At 59.3% G+C, this 16,310-nt stretch carries 16 protein-coding genes and 1 pseudogene; 12 read left to right on the top strand and 5 right to left on the bottom strand.

Going from position 1 to position 16,310, the window contains the following annotated elements:
• Nucleotides 1–627: 627 nt before the first annotated feature.
• The 4 genes and pseudogenes from ACYZUM_RS20765 (at nucleotide 628) to ACYZUM_RS20750 (ending at nucleotide 3,023) form a co-directional block, all read left to right on the top strand.
• The gene (locus tag ACYZUM_RS20765) at nucleotides 628–933 is read left to right on the top strand and encodes a type 1 fimbrial protein (protein ID WP_473061160.1); all 306 of its coding nucleotides are present in this window, start codon (nucleotides 628–630) and stop codon (nucleotides 931–933) included.
• A 111-nt stretch (nucleotides 934–1,044) separates the two neighbouring features.
• Nucleotides 1,045–1,284: a hypothetical protein gene (locus ACYZUM_RS20760; RefSeq protein WP_473061159.1), complete on the top strand. Its 240-nt coding sequence runs from the start codon at nucleotides 1,045–1,047 to the stop codon at nucleotides 1,282–1,284.
• A 149-nt stretch (nucleotides 1,285–1,433) separates the two neighbouring features.
• A pseudogene (locus ACYZUM_RS20755) lies at nucleotides 1,434–1,715 on the top strand (PAS domain-containing protein); the annotation flags it as partial.
• Between the two features lie 201 nt (nucleotides 1,716–1,916).
• Entirely contained in the window at nucleotides 1,917–3,023 is a 1,107-nt protein-coding gene (locus ACYZUM_RS20750; protein WP_473061368.1) for a methyl-accepting chemotaxis protein, read from the top strand.
• 140 nt (nucleotides 3,024–3,163) lie between these two features.
• On the opposite strand, the gene ACYZUM_RS20745 is transcribed toward ACYZUM_RS20750, so the two are convergent.
• The 5 genes from ACYZUM_RS20745 to norR all read right to left on the bottom strand — a co-directional run bounded on the left by ACYZUM_RS20745 (nucleotide 3,164) and on the right by norR (nucleotide 7,684).
• A complete protein-coding gene (locus tag ACYZUM_RS20745; RefSeq protein WP_473061158.1) occupies nucleotides 3,164–3,913 on the bottom strand; it encodes a YkgJ family cysteine cluster protein in 750 nt (249 codons plus the stop codon).
• A gap of 86 nt (nucleotides 3,914–3,999) precedes the next feature.
• On the bottom strand, nucleotides 4,000–4,323 hold the full coding sequence (locus tag ACYZUM_RS20740) for a hypothetical protein (RefSeq protein WP_430292261.1): 324 nt from the start codon (nucleotides 4,321–4,323) through the stop codon (nucleotides 4,000–4,002).
• 157 nt (nucleotides 4,324–4,480) lie between these two features.
• Nucleotides 4,481–4,939, bottom strand: a complete 459-nt coding sequence (locus ACYZUM_RS20735) for a GNAT family N-acetyltransferase (protein WP_086791654.1) — start codon at nucleotides 4,937–4,939, stop codon at nucleotides 4,481–4,483.
• A 27-nt stretch (nucleotides 4,940–4,966) separates the two neighbouring features.
• Entirely contained in the window at nucleotides 4,967–5,869 is a 903-nt protein-coding gene (locus ACYZUM_RS20730; RefSeq protein ID WP_007968390.1) for a chemotaxis protein CheV, read from the bottom strand.
• Nucleotides 5,870–6,130: 261 nt separating this feature from the next.
• Nucleotides 6,131–7,684, bottom strand: a complete 1,554-nt coding sequence (gene norR, locus ACYZUM_RS20725) for a nitric oxide reductase transcriptional regulator NorR (protein WP_473061157.1) — start codon at nucleotides 7,682–7,684, stop codon at nucleotides 6,131–6,133.
• A gap of 162 nt (nucleotides 7,685–7,846) precedes the next feature.
• Between norR and hmpA the strand changes: the two genes are divergently transcribed.
• From hmpA to cyoE, 8 genes are all read left to right on the top strand, one after another.
• Nucleotides 7,847–9,028, top strand: a complete 1,182-nt coding sequence (hmpA, locus tag ACYZUM_RS20720) for an NO-inducible flavohemoprotein (RefSeq protein ID WP_473061156.1) — start codon at nucleotides 7,847–7,849, stop codon at nucleotides 9,026–9,028.
• A gap of 235 nt (nucleotides 9,029–9,263) precedes the next feature.
• On the top strand, nucleotides 9,264–9,824 hold the full coding sequence (locus ACYZUM_RS20715) for an ester cyclase (protein ID WP_473061155.1): 561 nt from the start codon (nucleotides 9,264–9,266) through the stop codon (nucleotides 9,822–9,824).
• Between the two features lie 25 nt (nucleotides 9,825–9,849).
• Nucleotides 9,850–10,359, top strand: coding sequence for a disulfide bond formation protein B (locus ACYZUM_RS20710; protein WP_025109264.1), 510 nt, complete (start codon nucleotides 9,850–9,852; stop codon nucleotides 10,357–10,359).
• A gap of 826 nt (nucleotides 10,360–11,185) precedes the next feature.
• Entirely contained in the window at nucleotides 11,186–12,127 is a 942-nt protein-coding gene (gene cyoA / locus ACYZUM_RS20705) for a ubiquinol oxidase subunit II (protein ID WP_027612162.1), read from the top strand.
• Between the two features lie 3 nt (nucleotides 12,128–12,130).
• The gene (cyoB, locus tag ACYZUM_RS20700) at nucleotides 12,131–14,158 is read left to right on the top strand and encodes a cytochrome o ubiquinol oxidase subunit I (RefSeq protein ID WP_003227984.1); all 2,028 of its coding nucleotides are present in this window, start codon (nucleotides 12,131–12,133) and stop codon (nucleotides 14,156–14,158) included.
• 3 nt (nucleotides 14,159–14,161) lie between these two features.
• Nucleotides 14,162–14,785, top strand: coding sequence for a cytochrome o ubiquinol oxidase subunit III (cyoC, locus tag ACYZUM_RS20695; RefSeq protein ID WP_003227982.1), 624 nt, complete (start codon nucleotides 14,162–14,164; stop codon nucleotides 14,783–14,785).
• A complete protein-coding gene (gene cyoD, locus ACYZUM_RS20690; protein WP_041071757.1) occupies nucleotides 14,785–15,120 on the top strand; it encodes a cytochrome o ubiquinol oxidase subunit IV in 336 nt (111 codons plus the stop codon). Before cyoC ends, cyoD begins: the two co-directional genes overlap by 1 nt.
• Before the next feature lie 10 nt (nucleotides 15,121–15,130).
• A complete protein-coding gene (gene cyoE / locus ACYZUM_RS20685) occupies nucleotides 15,131–16,018 on the top strand; it encodes a heme o synthase (protein WP_003227980.1) in 888 nt (295 codons plus the stop codon).
• Nucleotides 16,019–16,310: the final 292 nt, after the last annotated feature.

The raw sequence follows: 16,310 nt of genomic DNA, 5'->3' as shown, positions 1-16,310 counted from the left end.
AAAAAAGTAAGCAAAAAAACGCTCGCTCCTGCGTTCGGCCCGCTCGCTGGGGCTCGGGGTCCCTTCGCTGCGGGATTGATCCGGGCGCAGCGCCTACGGTTTGCTTCGCTGCACCTCCTCTCGCTGTGTTTGGCTGCGCCAAACGGTCGCTGCGCTCCCACCCCCGGATCAATCCCTCCACTCAGCCTTCCGATGTCGCCCGTGGATCAAGATCAAGAGCTGCAGCCGAGCTTGCGCTCATCCTGTTGAGTGGGGCGGCATGCGCCGCGTGCGGGTTGTACTTGTTTTCCCTGTAGGAGCTGCCGCAGGCTGCGATCTTTTGATCTTGCTTTTGCTTTTGCTTTTGCTCTTTTGTGGGAGCTGGCTTGCCAGCGATGGCGGCCTGACAGCCGACCAATCTCTGGCAGGTGTACTCGGTCCACCTGTGGGAGCGAGCTTGCTCGCGAAGACGCCTGTGCGGACGACGCATCTCTGCCAGCTATTGTTGTTAGCCGGTGCCAAAAAGGCTTCGATCATTCCCGATTCGGGACTCAAATGGCGACTAATCTTCTCAAGATCCAGCCCCGAGCGCGGATAAACATTGTGTAGCCCGGGTTTCGCTGGGCCTCACATCGGGAGTGTCTAGATATGAAGCTGAAAACCGCAATGTCATGTGTGCTTCTCCTGCTTCCACTCACCACGTTCGCCGCGCCCGGCAGTCAATTCGGCGAGATCCGTTTTACAGGGCAGATCGTTGATTCCGGCTGTGCAGTCGAGCGTGCGGGAGCGTTGTCTTCCACCGAGGCCCGTCGAGTTGAAATCAAGCCCGGTGTGAACGTCGATGTGGACACGTATCGCAATGCCTGCAGCCATCAGGCACTGCCGCTCTCCATGTCCTATGAACCGTTGCAGACCTCGACCGACAAAGGCATCGTCACCATCACTTACCTGTAAACCGTTCGGCGTGCGCTGCAAATCTGCAGGTGCTGTCGCAAGGCGCGCAGGTATACTGCGCGCCTTCGCGGCTCACTGTTCGGGCCGGACTTTTTGCTTTGCGGAGCTTTTATGACTTCCCCGATCCAACCGCCAGTTGACGACGCTGTGAGCGATGTCCCGGCCAAGCTGACCGACGCCAGCGAGACCAAACCCGAGATCCCGGCTTTCAAGTTCCCGTTCAAACCGGGTGAACTGGCGGCCGCCAAGGGTTCGAATCAGCCGTGGTACAAGAACGGCGCCAAGAATGGTCACACCAAGACCCCGGGCATGGCCCCGCCGGGTACCCGCCGTTCGATGGGCAAGCGCTGAGTTTCATCCCGCCTTCAGCCATCGACTGCGATTTTCCGTCGCAGTGATGGCTAAGTGCTCATCCCCTGAGCCAGATCAATATTTGACCAATTGGTGCGCTTAGAGTCAGCAGCCCTGCCGACTCTTCCCATAAAACGAGCGCGCTTTCCATGAAGATCAATCTCCCGGTAACCGGCCGTAACGTCGATGTGGCGCTGGATGCGAACATTCTTTCGACCACCGATCTGACCAGCGCGATCACTTACGCCAACGACGATTTCATTCAGATCAGCGGTTATAGCCGCGACGAATTGCTCGGCACGCCGCATAAATTGTTGCGTCACCCGGACATGCCGGCGCAGGCGTTTGCCCATATGTGGCAGACGCTCAAGAGCGGTCGTTCGTGGATGGGGCTGGTGAAGAATCGTTGCAAGAATGGCGACCATTATTGGGTCAGCGCCTATGTCACGCCGGTCACGCAGAACGGCGTGGCGGTGGAGTATCAGTCGGTGCGCACCCGGCCTGATGCGCGGTGGGTGGCCGCGGCGGAGCGGGTTTATGCGCAGTTGCGTGGCGAATTGAAGGGAAGGCGGCCGCTGCTCAGGTTAGGTTTGCGCGGCAGGATCACGGCGTTGGCCAGTGCGTTGCTGGGTGTGGTGTTGGGGATCGAGGCCTGGTTGCGTCCGGAGTCGGCGTGGATCGATGGGCTGGCATTTGTTGTCGGCAGCAGTCTCTGCACGTTGGGCGTGCGCTGGATCTTGCGGCCGCTGGAGCGGCTGAGCGAACGGGCGCGGCAGGTCGCGGACAATCCGTTGAGCCAGGGCATTTACACCGGGCGCGGCGATGAGTTCGGCCAGATCGAGTTTGCCCTGCAGATGCTCGAAGCCCAGGTCGGCGCGGTGGTCGGGCGTATGGGGGACGCATCGCAACAGTTGGCCGGGCATGCGGCGCAACTGGTTGATCATCTGCAAATAAGCCACAGCAGTTCGCTGGCGCAGCAGGCGGAAACCGATCAGGTGGCGGCAGCGATTCACCAAATGGCCGCCAGTGTCGCGCAGGTCGCCAGCCATGCGCAGCAGGCGTCGGTGGCGGCGGACCTGGCCGATACGGAAACCCGTGAAGGGCATTGGCTGGTCGGTGAAAGTCGCAGTGCGGTGTTGCGTCTGGCCGAGGAGTTGCGGCGGGCGACCGAGGTGATTCATCAGCTCGAAGGCCACAGCAGCGAGATTTCCGGGGTGCTGGAGGTGATCCGCAGCATCGCCGAGCAGACCAATCTGCTGGCGCTTAACGCGGCGATCGAAGCGGCGCGCGCGGGCGATGCCGGGCGCGGTTTTGCAGTGGTGGCGGATGAGGTGCGCGGGTTGGCGCGGCGCACGCAGCAATCGACCAACGAGATTCAACGAATGATCAGCACCCTGCAAAACGGCGCGCGCGATGCGGTGCTGGTGATGCAGCAAAGCAGTGAGCATGTGGATAACAGCGTCGAACAGGCACAGCGTGCGGCGCGGGCGCTCGATGGAATCAGCGAGCGGGTCGAGCAGATTACCGAGATGAGCCTGCAGATTGCCGCAGCGGTGGAGCAGCAGAGCGCGGTGAGCGAAGACATCCATCGCAATATCGTCAGCATTCGCACGGCGTCCGAATTGACGGTGGATGAGGGGCGGCTGAGTCAGCGCAACTCTGAGGATGTGGCGGGGTTGGCGGGGGATTTGCGCTTGCTGGCGCGGGAGTTCTGGGGGCGGCGGCAAGGACAGGATTGATGCTGTTCCCACTGGCCCCATCGCTGGCAAGCCAGCTCCCACAGGTTTCTCGAGTGTTCACACGACTTGTGCATGACATGGAACCTTGTGGGAGCTGGCTTGCCAGCGATGAGGCCAGTCCAATCGGCAGGAATTTCCGATCAAGCCGCGCGCAGCGAAATGAACGCATACGTCTGCGCCGGCTCCGTCACTACCTGCGCACCGGCCGCCAGCAATTGCCCGGCTACATCATCCCCGGACAAATGAAACAGCCATTCACTGGATGCTGTGTTCAGTGGCTGTGAAGACACCTGATCGATCACAGCCGCAAAAGCGTCCATCTGCGGCAAATACGCGGTAAACCCGTCGCCCTTGAGTGCTGTGGTGCGAATTCCCAGTGCGGCGCAGATCGCATCCTTGATCCGGATGTCATCGCGATCGGCCTGGCGCGAGCGCTGGATCAGCTCCAGCAATTCCTGGTCGACCAGCTCCCCACCGATAATCAGCAGCGGCCCCTGCTGCCACGACTCTGGCGGGCAATCCTTGGCGGTTGGGTTGAGCGGGATGTGCGGATTGATCTCTGCGGGATAAATCCTGCACACCAGCGGTCGGCGCTCGTAGATGCGGCACAGGTTGTCTTCGTCAAGATTCCGGCAGCGACCGACATTGTAGGCGGCGAAGGTGATGGCCACGTGGGCGTCGGTGGCACCGCTGCGCACTGCCACCGAACGCCGTTCGGCGTGTTCACGCTGCTGCGCCGGCAGGCCCAGGCCGTTGCCGAGAAAGGCCTCCACCAGCACGATCACCTGACCACCGTCCGCTGCCCACATGCGGGCTTCGGCGAGGGTCAGGGGCACATGGTGGTCGGTGCAGCATTTGCCGCAACCGACGCAGGAAAATGTCGTTTTCATTGCACGAACAATCTTCAATCAGGGTGTGAAACGGCGACGTAAAGTCGCCAGGCTGAGGCTGATCGAAGCAAGTTGTGCGCCAGTCCTCAAGGCTTGGCGGTCGGACCAATCGAGTCCCATTCGGTGACGAACGCGGTTTTCGACTTTTTGCTGTACAGGCACAGCTCAGTGCCTTGCTGGCCTTTCATGTGTTTTTGCGGGTATTGGCCTTGCAGCAGCACGGCGGTGTAGCCAACGCGGTCATCGAATTGCGCGGGTGTGCCGACCGGTTTCGCAGCTTTCAGGCCGCTGGCCTTGGTGCAACTGGCGAGTACGGATTTGTCGTACGCGGCCCAGGCGTCGGGGCTGGAGGCGTGGGCCTGGGAGGCGAGGGCGGTGAGGCAGAGCAGGCTCAGGGTGAGGGGTTTCATGGGGCGGCATCCTTGGTCTTGAGTGTCCAGAGGTTGGAGTATGCCTAAAGAATTTTGTTGCCGAGACATCGCTAAAAGATCGCAGCCTGCGGCAGCTCCTACAGAGAATGCGTTCCATTGTAGGAGCTGCCGAAGGCTGCGATCTTTTGACTTTGAATCAGTCCGGCACGATTTCCCGGCGAACCACAAACATCCCGGCACTTTCATACAACCGCTGCGCCCGCAGGTTGTCTTCCAGCACCTTCAGATCGACAAACCCTTCACGGCGTTGCTGAAACACTTTGAATGCATGTGACAGCAACGCCCGACCCAGCCCACAGCCCTGAGCGCGGGGATGCACCACCAGATTCTTGATGTAGGAACTGGTCCAGCACTGCGCCACACCGATCACGCCTTCGGCGTCTGTGGCAATCCAGCACAACTCGGGATCGTATTCGGCATCGCTTTCAAAGCGCTGTTGCCACTCCTCCAGCGCTGGCACGCGACCGCCGCCCTCGCGGTAGCCGAGTTGCATCAGCTGATGCACGGCCACCGCCAGTTCTGGACGATAGGTGCTCAGCTCAATGCCTTCCGGCCAGTGGGGCGGCGGCACGTCTTGACGAAGGTCGCGCCGCATCAAAAAGCAGTACGTCTGGCTCAAGATTCAATGACCGTTGGCTGCGACGTGTTTGGCGGCTTCGATCAAACGCTGGGTCAGTTCCGGCGAAGAGAACTTGGTCAGCACCGCGTTAGCCCCGGCCAGGCGGGCCTTTTCGCTGTTCATCGCGCTGTCGAGCGAGGTGTGCAGCAGCACGTAGAGGTGGGCGAAGTCCGGCGTCTCGCGCAGGGTGCGGGTAAAGGCATAGCCGTCCATTTCGGACATTTCGATGTCGGAGACGATCAGGTTGATCTGCTGCGCGGTGCCTTGCAGATCCAGCAGGCAGTCGATGGCTTCCTTGGCACTGCGCGCGGTGTGGCATTGCAGGCCGAGGTTGCGCAGAGTGTGCACCGATTGTTGTAGCGCCACCTGACTGTCGTCGACCACCAGAATCCGTGCGTTACCAAGGACTTCGGCGTCTTCCATGCTCAGGTCGGTCGGAGCCATTTCGATTTGTGCCGGGGCGATGCTGTGGATGACTTTCTCGATGTCGAGCACTTGCACCAGCGTGCCGTCGACCGAGGTCACGCCGGTGATGTAGGCGCGCGAACCGCCGGAGCCGAACGGTGGCGGCTTGATGTCGGTGGTCAGGCAATGGACGATTTTGCTCACCGCCTGCACGTGCAGTCCCTGCTTCGAACGGCTGACGTCGGTAACGATCAGGCAGCCGCCGTTCGGGTCTTCCAGCGGTCGCTCGCCAATGGCGCGGCTGAGGTCGATCACCGACAGCGACGCGCCGCGCAGGGTGGCAATGCCTTTGATGTGCGGATGCGACTCGGGCATTTTGGTCAGCGGCGGGCAGGGAATGATTTCACTGACTTTCAGCAGGTTGATCGCCATCAGCTTGCCGCTGCGCAAGGTAAACAGCAGAAGCGAAAGTGAATCTGCGCGGGCTTTGGTGGAAGACATATAAACCTTCTGTGGAAAAAGGTGATGGGCGAGGGTGCAAATCGCCAGAAACTATTGATGCCGGGTTATCGACTTGTCGGGGGCAGGCTTTAGGCTCAATCCCCAATTCGGGTTAAACGGTGTGGCGAGGGAGCTTGCTCCCGCTGGAGTGCGAAGCGCTCCCATAACCATCCACCGCCGTGTATCAGGTTGGTCATGTCCGCTGTTTTTTCGACTGCTGCGCAGCCGAGCGGGAGCAAGCTCCCTCGCCACAATGGAGGTCTATCTCATCCCAAGGCGTTTTGCCATCCGCCCAAGATTCGCCCGGTCCAGCCCCAACTCCCGCGCCGCACTCGCCCAGTTATCCTGATGACGCTCAAGCGCAGCACTGATCAACTGCCGCTGATATTGCTCGGTGGCGCTGCGCAGATCGCCGTTGATCAACGGCATCGCGGGCACCTCGGCAGCCGGCTCAATTGAGTTACCCACAACCTCCCGCGGCAAATCCAGATCCGCCGCGCTCAGGCTGAGAATCTTCGGCCTTACCTTGCAATTGCCCAGCGCCTTCAGCGCACTGCGCCCGATCAAGTGTTCCAGCTCGCGCACGTTGCCCGGCCAAGTGTAGGCGAGCAGCGCGTCCTGGGCGTCGCTGCTCAGGCGCAGGCTGTTGAGGCCCATGCGCGAACGGTTCTGTTCCAGAAAGAAGCCACTGAGCAGTAATACATCGCGGCCGCGATCGCGCAGTGCCGGCACTCGCAACGGGTACACGCTCAAGCGGTGATAGAAGTCGGCGCGGTAGCGGCCGCTGCGCACTTCTTCGGCCAGATCGCGGTTGGTCGCGGCGATCAGGCGCACATCGACCTGATGTTCCTTGTCCGAGCCGAGCCGCTGCAACTGGCCGCTTTGCAGTACGCGCAGCAACTTGGCCTGCACGGTCAGCGACAGTTCGCCGACTTCATCGAGAAACAGCGTGCCGCCATTGGCCAGTTCGAACTTGCCGCGGCGGTCGCTGGTAGCGCCGGTAAAGGCGCCGCGCACGTGGCCGAACAATTCGCTCTCGACCAAGGTGTCGGGCAGGGCCGCGCAGTTGAGGCTGATGAGCGGTTTGTCGGCGCGCGGCGACGCGGCGTGGATCGCCTGCGCCACCAACTCCTTGCCGACCCCGGTTTCGCCGGTGATCAGCACGGTCAGGTCGCTGCCGCCGACCAGATTGATTTCCTCCACCAGCCGTTTGTGCGCCTTGCTCTGGCCGATCATTTCGCGCTGCTGCTGACCGCTGGCCTGTCGGTAGACCTCAGCGCGCTGATGCTCGTCTTCGGCGCGCAGCGCCAGGCGTTCGATACGTTCGGCGGCGTTGACCGTGGCCGAGGCGAGGCTGGCGAAGGCTTGCAGGGCGTCGAGTTCGATCGGTTCGAAACGCTCCGGATCGAGCGCATCGAGGGTGATCAGGCCCCAGAGCTTTTCGTCGACGAACAGCGGGCAGCCGAGGCAGTCATGCACTTCGAGGTGATCGCCCAGACCATCGACCAAGCCGTCGTAAGGATCGGGCAAGTCGCTGTCGGCGGCGAACCGTTTCGGCCCGGCGCCGTCCAGCAGGATCTCGAAACGGGGATGTTCGCTGACCTTGAAGCGCCGGCCGAGGGTGTCGGTGCTCAAACCATCCACCGCCAGCGGCACCAGCCATTCGCCGTCCAGGCGCAGCAACGCGGCGGCGTCGCACGGCAGCAGGGCGCGCAGGGCTTCGAGCAGGCGCCGATAGCGCTCGCCTTCGGGCAGTTCGCGGGACAGGTCGGAGACCAGCGGCAGTAAAGCGGTGAGCAGGGATTTGGCGGTCATGGTATGTAGTCAAAGAGACTCGATGTGGTCGATATGACTATAAAGTGCTTCGTGTCCAAATGACTACGTAAAAATTAAGCTATTGATTTATAACGATAAAATATCTGGCATGAAAGCTGATAAGCCTAAGGCAATTCTCAAAAAAGCTCTGGAGTCACTCTTATGCTTAGCGTTCAGGATCGTGCCATTGTCAAATCCACTGTGCCTCTGCTGGAAAGCGGCGGTGAAGCGCTGATCACCCACTTCTACCGCATGATGCTCTCCGAATACCCTGAGGTGCGCCCGTTGTTCAATCAGGCGCATCAGGCCAGCGGCGACCAGCCACGTGCCTTGGCCAATGGCGTGTTGATGTACGCCCGACACATCGATCAGCTCGACCAGTTGGGCGATCTGGTGGCGAAGATCATCAACAAGCACGTCGCCCTGCAAATCCTCCCGGAGCACTACCCGATTGTCGGCACCTGCCTGCTGCGCGCCATTTCCGAAGTGCTCGGCGACGAAATCGCTACGCCGGAAGTGATGAACGCGTGGGGCGCGGCGTACGGGCAACTGGCCGAGATCCTGATTGGCGCTGAAGCGGCGATCTACGACCAGAAGGAACAAGCGCTCGGCGGCTGGCGCGGGGCGCGGGAGTTCATCGTGGTGGACAAGGTTGAGGAAAGCGCGGAAATCATTTCGTTCTACTTCGAGCCGGCGGACAAAGGCCCGATCCTTGCCGCCGAGCCGGGTCAGTACATCGGCATGCAGCTGATCCTCGATGGTGAAGAAATCCGCCGTAATTACTCGCTGTCGGCACTGGCCAATAAAGGTCAGTACCGCATCAGCGTCAAACGCGAACCGGGTGGTCGTGCGTCCAACCACTTGCATGATCAACTGCACGTCGGCGCGAGCATTCAACTGTTCCCGCCATCGGGCGAGTTCACCCTGACTGCCAGCGACAAACCGCTGGTGCTGATCAGCGGCGGTGTCGGCATTACCCCGACCCTGGCGATGCTCGAGGCGGCGTTGCAAACCGAGCGCCCGGTGCACTTTATCCACTGCGCGCGCAACGGCAGCGTGCATGCGTTCCGCGACTGGATCGACGGGCTGGCGGCGCGTCATCCGCAGCTCAAGCGCTTCTATTGCTACGCCGAAGATGACGGCGTGAGCCCGGCGGCGGACAAGGTCGGAATGCTCAGTCAAGAGCAATTGGCTGAATGGCTGCCGGCGCAACGTGACGTCGATGCTTACTTCCTCGGGCCGAAGGGCTTCATGGGCGCGATCAAGCGGCATCTGAAAGCACTGGGTGTGCCGGAGCAGCAGAGCCGGTATGAGTTCTTCGGGCCGGCGGCGGCTTTGGAGTAATTGTCAACACCGAGTCGCCTGCATCGCGGGCAAGCCCGCTCCCACAGGATTTGTAGCGTGCACAAAATGTGTGAACGACGCTGAATCTGTGGGAGCGGGCTTGCCCGCGATGGCCGTTACGCAACCTTGATTCTTAAAAAGTGTTTAAAGGTTAATCGTTTCTTAACCGGTTTATCGTTTATTCCCCGATGCTGATGATAGGCGCTCGTTCGTTTAACTGATCAGGATCGCCCCCATGTCGCACATCATCTTCTCCTCTCGTTTGAGCCTGGTAACCCTGGGCTTGGCGGCTGCTTTGCTGGCCAGTCCGTTTGCTTCGGCCGAATCGGCGTTGATCGCACCACAGACCCTGATCGTCGATCAGAGCCTGCCCAAGGCTCAGCGCGACGCAATGGAATTGGCGGCGCGGCGTTACGGCAGTTTCTGGAACAGCGGGGAAGAGGCCCTGGCCACAGCAGCCTTGTCGCCGCAGTTTGTCGACAAGACCCCGCCCGAAGGTCGGGTGCAGGGCCCGAGCGGGCCGTTGCTGGCATCGAAGTTCTTTCGCACGGCGGTGCCGGACCTGAGCTGCGAGATCGAGCAAATGATCATTGCCGGTGACCGCGTGGTGGTGCACCTGCACTTTCGCGGCCACTTCAGCGGTACGTTCAAGGCTCTCAAAGGGCAGGGCCAGCGTGTAGACTTCCGGGCAACCGATATCTATCAGATCGACAACGGTCGCATCGCGGCCAATTGGCATATCGAAGACAACATCAGTCTGATGGCGCAACTGCAAGCGCAGCCGCCAGCCAGCTGAACCATGGACATACAAGGGAAACGCGATGAGCGAGGAAACGATTCGACTGGGACGTGAGCGGCGCTTTCTGGTACTGCTGGGCATCATCTGCCTGGCACTGATTGGTGGCGCGCTGTACATGCAGATCGTGCTGGGCGAGGCACCATGCCCGCTGTGCATCCTGCAGCGTTATGCATTGCTGCTGATTGCGCTGTTCGCGTTTATCGGCGCGGCCATGCGCACCCGCCGCAGCATCACGGTGTTCGAAGTGCTGGTGGTGATCTGCGCGATCGCCGGCGCCGGTGTTGCCGGGCATCACGTGTACACCCAGTTCTATCCGGCGGTGAGCTGCGGCATCGATGTGTTGCAGCCGATTGTCGACGACCTGCCGCTGGCGAAGATCTTCCCGCTGGGCTTCCAGGTCGATGGTTTCTGCTCGACGCCGTACCCGCCGATCCTCGGTCTGTCGCTGGCGCAATGGGCGCTGGTGGCGTTCGTGCTGGTGGTGATTCTGGTGCCGCTGCTGACCTCGCGTAACCGAAAAGCACTGCGCTGAATCAACTCTTCGGCAGATTGGCCGATACAGAAAACGCCCCGATTTGCGTATCAGCCGATCGGGGCGTTTTGCATTTCAGAGTGATTGTGAAATCACCGTGACGAACGGCAATGGAGAGTGCGGCAGATGTGCGACATGTTGTCACACGCGCCCTGTCGCAGGGGCTTTCGGCGACCCGGATTGGCGTAATGTTACAAAAAAGGATTGGTCTGTTTCGGCATTTTTCTGGTTTTGCACGTGGGTGCCAGATCAGGCAGTTTTAACAGGCTCTGGCAGATGGCCAGAGGCCTTTGAATATCGGGCTTTGCGCCAATTCGGTGTCGGGAAAAAGCCTTCGGAGCTGTCTGAACTGAGGTGTATAGGCCTACATTTTTTGGTGTTTTTGTTGAGAATCGATTTCGATAACATGCGGAACTTTTGCAAAAACGGTGATGGATTGTTGCTCTGAGCGATAAAAATTATTTCGGGATAAGACATGGTGTATAGGGCGCTACCTATCTACAATCGCCCGCACTGAATTCCCGGCACTGTTCAACCTTTATTAAGGAACTGGACAGGAAGTCGGGTGTCGAGCAGGCCGAAAGGCTTTCGAGACACCCAGGTGTCGGTGCCTTCCAACTTTCCGCACCAAATGGAATTGGTCTGTAACAAGGCCTTTGACCACGAATTCGAATAAGAACTGACCGCTGTCCCAAGGTTTTGTCGAGCGTCTGACGCGCGACGGGCGGCCCTTATTCAATCCAAAGAAAATGCCAACCCTTGGCAGGGTGAAGTGTTGGCGATCAAAACCCAACTGCATTGCGCAAGCTGCTTTAGAGGTCGTGAGATGAGTAAAAACAGGTACCCCAGATTACTAGGCCTAGTGCCGCTGCTCGGCACGTTGTTGCTGGGAGGCTGCAACATGACCCTGCTCAATCCAACGGGCCAGGTCGGCCTGGAACAGCGCAACCTGATCATCACCGCCACGCTGCTGATGCTGTTGGTCGTTGTGCCGGTTATCGTCATGACCTTCCTGTTCGCCTGGAAGTACCGCGCGTCCAACAAGGATGCCGTCTACACCCCGAAATGGTCGCACTCGACCAAAATCGAAGTGGCGGTCTGGACCATCCCGGTTCTGATCATCATCGCCCTGGGTTACATCACCTACATTTCGACCCACAAACTGGACCCGTACCGTCCGATTGAATCCGACGTCAAGCCGGTGACCATCGAAGTCGTTGCGCTGGACTGGAAGTGGCTGTTCATCTACCCGGAACAAGGCATTGCCACGGTCAACAAGATCGTGTTCCCGGCGCACACTCCGGTGAACTTCCGGATCACCTCCGACGCCGTGATGAACTCGTTCTTCATCCCGGGCCTGGGCGGCCAGATCTACGCGATGGCGGGCATGACCACCAAGCTGCACCTGATCGCTGACCGCAACGCTGAAATGGACGGTATCTCCGCCAACTACAGCGGCGCTGGTTTCACCGGTATGAAATTCAAAGCGATCGCAACTTCTCAGGAAGATTTCGACGCCTGGGTAAGTGAAGTCAAAAAGGCACCTAAACAGCTTGAACAAGCTGAATACGCAGCCCTTGCCAAGCCAAGCCAGAACAATCCAGTCGAGCTCTACTCCTCGGTCACGCCGAACCTGTTCCAGACCATCGTCGACAAGTACGAAGGCATGAAACCGGGCAAGCCGCTGAAGCACGAGAAGAAAGAGAAAGAAGTGGCGGCAACGGACATGGACTCGAATTCGCATTCAGCTGCCGGGGCAGAGGAGTAAACGATGTTTGGTAAATTAAGTTGGGAAGCGATCCCTTTCCACGAGCCGATCGTGATGGTCACCATCTCGATGATCGCGCTCGGTGGTCTGGCGTTGTTCGCTGCAATCACCTACTTCAAGAAGTGGACCTACTTGTGGACCGAGTGGCTGACGTCGGTCGACCACAAGAAAATCGGCGTGATGTACATCATCGTTGCCATGGTCATGCTGCTGCGTGGCTTTGCCGATGCCATCATGATGCGTACCCAGCTGGCCATGGCCACCGAGGGTTCGCCTGGCTACCTGCCACCTGAACACTATGACCAGATCTTCACCGCTCACGGTGTGATCATGATCATCTTCATGGCGATGCCATTCTTCACCGGCCTGATGAACCTTGCAGTGCCGCTGCAGATCGGCGCGCGTGACGTTGCCTTCCCGTTCCTGAACTCCCTGAGCTTCTGGCTGCTGGTGTCCGGCGTTGTGCTGATCAACCTGTCGCTGGGCGTCGGCGAATTCGCCAAGACTGGTTGGGTTGCCTATCCGCCGCTGTCGGGTCTGCAGTACAGCCCTGGCGTGGGGATGGACTACTACATCTGGGCGCTACAGCTATCCGGGTTGGGTACGACGCTGACGGGGGTCAACTTCCTCGCCACCGTGCTGAAAATGCGTACCCCTGGCATGAAACTGATGGACATGCCGATCTTCACCTGGACCTGCACCTGGGCTAACGTCCTGATCGTGGCTTCGTTCCCGATCCTGACCGCTACCCTGGCACTGCTGACCCTCGACCGTTACATGGATTTCCACATTTTCACCAATGAACTTGGTGGCAATCCAATGATGTACGTCAACCTGTTCTGGGCCTGGGGCCACCCTGAGGTTTACATCCTGATCCTGCCGGCATTCGGCATCTTCTCGGAAGTGATCTCGGCGTTCACCGGCAAGAAACTGTTCGGCCACCACTCGATGATCTACGCTTCGGGCGCGATCTCGGTACTGGGCTTCATGGTTTGGCTGCACCACTTCTTCACCATGGGTTCGGGTGCCAGCGTAAACGCCTTCTTCGGTCTGGCGACGATGCTGATTTCCATCCCGACGGGTGTGAAACTGTTCAACTGGCTGTTCACCATCTACCAGGGCCGTCTGCGCTTCACCAGCCAGGTCATGTGGACCCTGGGCTTCATGGTGACCTTCGCCATCGGCGGCATGACCGGCGTACTGCTGGCCATCCCGGGTGCTGACTTCGTTCTGCACAACAGCCTGTTCGTGATTGCGCACTTCCACAACGTGATCATCGGCGGCGCGGTATTCGGCTACATCGCAGGTTTCGGCTTCTACTTCCCGAAAGCGTTCGGCTTCAAGCTGCACGAAGGCTGGGGTAAAGCAGCGTTCTGGTTCTGGATCTCGGGCTTCTTCGTCGCGTTCATGCCGCTCTATGCACTGGGCTTCATGGGCATGACCCGTCGTCTGAACGCCACCACCAACCCTGAGTGGGTACCGTACCTGTACGTGGCCATGTTCGGTGCGGTGATGATCGCTGTCGGTATCGCCTGTCAACTGATCCAGCTGTACGTCAGTGTGCGTGACCGCAACAAGCCAGAGAACATGTGCGAACACGGTGACCCGTGGAATGCCCACACTCTGGAATGGTCGACCTCGTCGCCACCTCCGTTCTACAACTTTGCTGTGCTGCCTAAGGCTGACTGCATCGACCCGTTCACCGAAGCCAAGGAAAACGGTACTGCGTACCAGGCTCCGGCCAAGTACGAGCCGATCCACATGCCAAACAACACCGCCACTGGCGTGGTGATGGGCGCACTGCTGACCGTCTTCGGTTTCGCGATGATCTGGCACATCTGGTGGTTGGCGATCGCCAGCCTGGCCGGCACTGTCATCTACTTCGTGATCCACGCCGCACGTGACGACCAGGGCTACATGGTTCCGGTTGAAACGATCGAGCGCATCGAAGCCGAGCAGCACAAGCGTCTGGTCGCGGCAGGGAAAATCCCGGCCAATGCCACCCGTGTAACCTCGTTGGAACAGGCTTAAACCATGTCGAACTTAGTGACTAATGTTGGACACGCCCATGGTGACCATGGGCACGATGACCATCACCACGACTCGGGCGAGATGACCGTATACGGTTTCTGGCTCTACCTGATGACCGACTGCATTCTGTTTGCGTCGATCTTCGCGGTGTACGCAGTACTGGTAAACAACGTTGCCGGTGGCCCGTCGGGCCACGACATCTTCGAACTGCCATACGTGCTGGGCGAAACCGCTCTGCTGTTGTTCAGTTCGATCACCTACGGCTTCGCCATGCTGGCGTTGTACAAAGGCAAGAAGCAGCAGGTTCTGGGCTGGTTGTTCATGACCTTCCTGCTCGGCGCAGGCTTCATCGCCATGGAGATCAACGAGTTCCACCTGCTGATCTCCGAGGGCTTCGGTCCTAGCCGTTCGGGCTTCCTGTCGGCGTTCTTCACCCTGGTCGGTACCCACGGTCTGCACGTATCCGCGGGTCTGATCTGGATGGGCATCATGATGTACCAGGTCAACAAGCACGGCCTGACGGCGACCAACAAGACCCGTCTGAGCTGCCTGAGCCTGTTCTGGCACTTCCTGGACGTGGTGTGGATCTGCGTATTCACCGTTGTTTACCTGATGGGGACCCTGTAATGGCTAATGCACACTCCCATGACAGCCATGATGCTGGCCACGGCAGCGTAAAGTCGTACGCCATCGGCTTCATCCTGTCGGTGATCCTGACCGTCATCCCGTTCGGCCTGGTGATGTACCCGACCTTGCCGAAGTCCACGACGCTGGCAATCGTCCTGCTGTTCGCGGTAATCCAGGTGATCGTTCACCTGTACTACTTCCTGCACCTGGACCGTTCGATTGCACAACGTAACAACGTGATCGCGTTTGTCTTTACGGCCATCGTGATCCTGCTGCTGGTTGGCCTGTCGCTGTGGATCATGTTCAGCATCCACACGTACATGATGGCGAAGTGAGGTAGACCCGATGTCGCTCAAGCACTTTATCCAAATCACCAAACCGGGGATCATTTTCGGTAACGTGCTTTCTGTGGCAGGCGGGTTCTTCCTGGCCTCGAAAGGGCATGTAGATCTGGCGGTGTTCCTGGCCGCCATGATCGGCACTTCCCTGGTTGTGGCCTCCGGTTGCGTGTTCAACAACTGCATCGACCGCGACATCGACCTGAAGATGGAACGCACCAAGAACCGGGTGCTGGTGCAGGGCTTGATCTCCCTGAAACTGGCCCTGGTCTACGCGACCATCCTGGGTGTTCTCGGCGTTGCCTTGTTGTACAAGGTGGCCAACCCGTTGGCCGCCCTGTTCGCGGTAATCGGCTTCATCATCTATGTCGGCTTCTACAGCCTGTACCTCAAGCGCAAGTCGGTGCACGGCACGCTGGTGGGCAGTCTGTCGGGCGCCATGCCGCCAGTGATCGGTTACGTTGCCGTGACCAACAGCTTCGACATGGCCGCACTGACCCTGCTGGTGATGTTCAGCCTGTGGCAGATGCCGCATTCCTATGCCATCGCGATCTTCCGTTTCAACGACTACCTGGCCGCATCGATTCCGGTGTTGCCCGTCAAGCGCGGAATCGAGGTGGCCAAGAAGCACATCCTGCTCTACATCCTGGCGTTCCTCGTGGCGACCTTGATGCTGACCTTCAGCGGTTACGCCGGCATGAGCTACCTCGCCGTCGCCGCGGCCATGGGCATGTACTGGTTGTACATGGCCTGGACCGGCTACAAGGCGGTGGATGACACGGTCTGGGCACGCAAGCTGTTCGTGTTCTCGATCTTCACCATCACCGCCCTGAGCGTCATGATGTCCCTGGACTTCAAGGTGCCGGCCGAGTTGTTGCTGACGTACGCGCCGTAAGGCTGGATGGCTTCACGAAAAACCCCGCACATTGAGAGATGTGCGGGGTTTTTTGTTGGCTGGCTTTCGGTGATCGAGGCGTCGGCAATCGCGAGCAGAGGCCACTTCGACGCGATACATTTGTAGGAGCTGCGGCACGCTGCGATCTTTTGATCCTGATCTTTAAAAATACAATCAAAATCAAAAGATCGCAGCGTGCCGCAGCTCCTACAGGGTTTAGTTGCGATATCGGCGTAAACCCCCTAGATTTGGATCCAACCATAACGGTGATAGCGCCATGCCACTTCGCAGG

The organism is Pseudomonas sp. m6p, from assembly GCF_055760375.1.
Note: the sequence above shows the minus strand (reverse complement) of the source record. Positions and strands in the feature narration are given on the sequence as shown.

Excerpts from the sequence above, each read along its gene's own strand:
- ACYZUM_RS20765 (WP_473061160.1), top strand. The coding sequence starts at position 628 with ATGAAGCTGAAAACCGCAATGTCATGTGTGCTTCTCCTGCTTCCACTC.
- ACYZUM_RS20760 (WP_473061159.1), top strand. The coding sequence starts at position 1,045 with ATGACTTCCCCGATCCAACCGCCAGTTGACGACGCTGTGAGCGATGTC.
- ACYZUM_RS20745 (WP_473061158.1), bottom strand. The coding sequence starts at position 3,913 with ATGAAAACGACATTTTCCTGCGTCGGTTGCGGCAAATGCTGCACCGAC.
- ACYZUM_RS20740 (WP_430292261.1), bottom strand. The coding sequence starts at position 4,323 with ATGAAACCCCTCACCCTGAGCCTGCTCTGCCTCACCGCCCTCGCCTCC.
- ACYZUM_RS20735 (WP_086791654.1), bottom strand. The coding sequence starts at position 4,939 with ATGCGGCGCGACCTTCGTCAAGACGTGCCGCCGCCCCACTGGCCGGAA.
- ACYZUM_RS20730 (WP_007968390.1), bottom strand. The coding sequence starts at position 5,869 with ATGTCTTCCACCAAAGCCCGCGCAGATTCACTTTCGCTTCTGCTGTTT.
- norR (WP_473061157.1), bottom strand. The coding sequence starts at position 7,684 with ATGACCGCCAAATCCCTGCTCACCGCTTTACTGCCGCTGGTCTCCGAC.
- hmpA (WP_473061156.1), top strand. The coding sequence starts at position 7,847 with ATGCTTAGCGTTCAGGATCGTGCCATTGTCAAATCCACTGTGCCTCTG.
- ACYZUM_RS20715 (WP_473061155.1), top strand. The coding sequence starts at position 9,264 with ATGTCGCACATCATCTTCTCCTCTCGTTTGAGCCTGGTAACCCTGGGC.
- ACYZUM_RS20710 (WP_025109264.1), top strand. The coding sequence starts at position 9,850 with ATGAGCGAGGAAACGATTCGACTGGGACGTGAGCGGCGCTTTCTGGTA.
- cyoA (WP_027612162.1), top strand. The coding sequence starts at position 11,186 with ATGAGTAAAAACAGGTACCCCAGATTACTAGGCCTAGTGCCGCTGCTC.
- cyoB (WP_003227984.1), top strand. The coding sequence starts at position 12,131 with ATGTTTGGTAAATTAAGTTGGGAAGCGATCCCTTTCCACGAGCCGATC.
- cyoC (WP_003227982.1), top strand. The coding sequence starts at position 14,162 with ATGTCGAACTTAGTGACTAATGTTGGACACGCCCATGGTGACCATGGG.
- cyoD (WP_041071757.1), top strand. The coding sequence starts at position 14,785 with ATGGCTAATGCACACTCCCATGACAGCCATGATGCTGGCCACGGCAGC.
- cyoE (WP_003227980.1), top strand. The coding sequence starts at position 15,131 with ATGTCGCTCAAGCACTTTATCCAAATCACCAAACCGGGGATCATTTTC.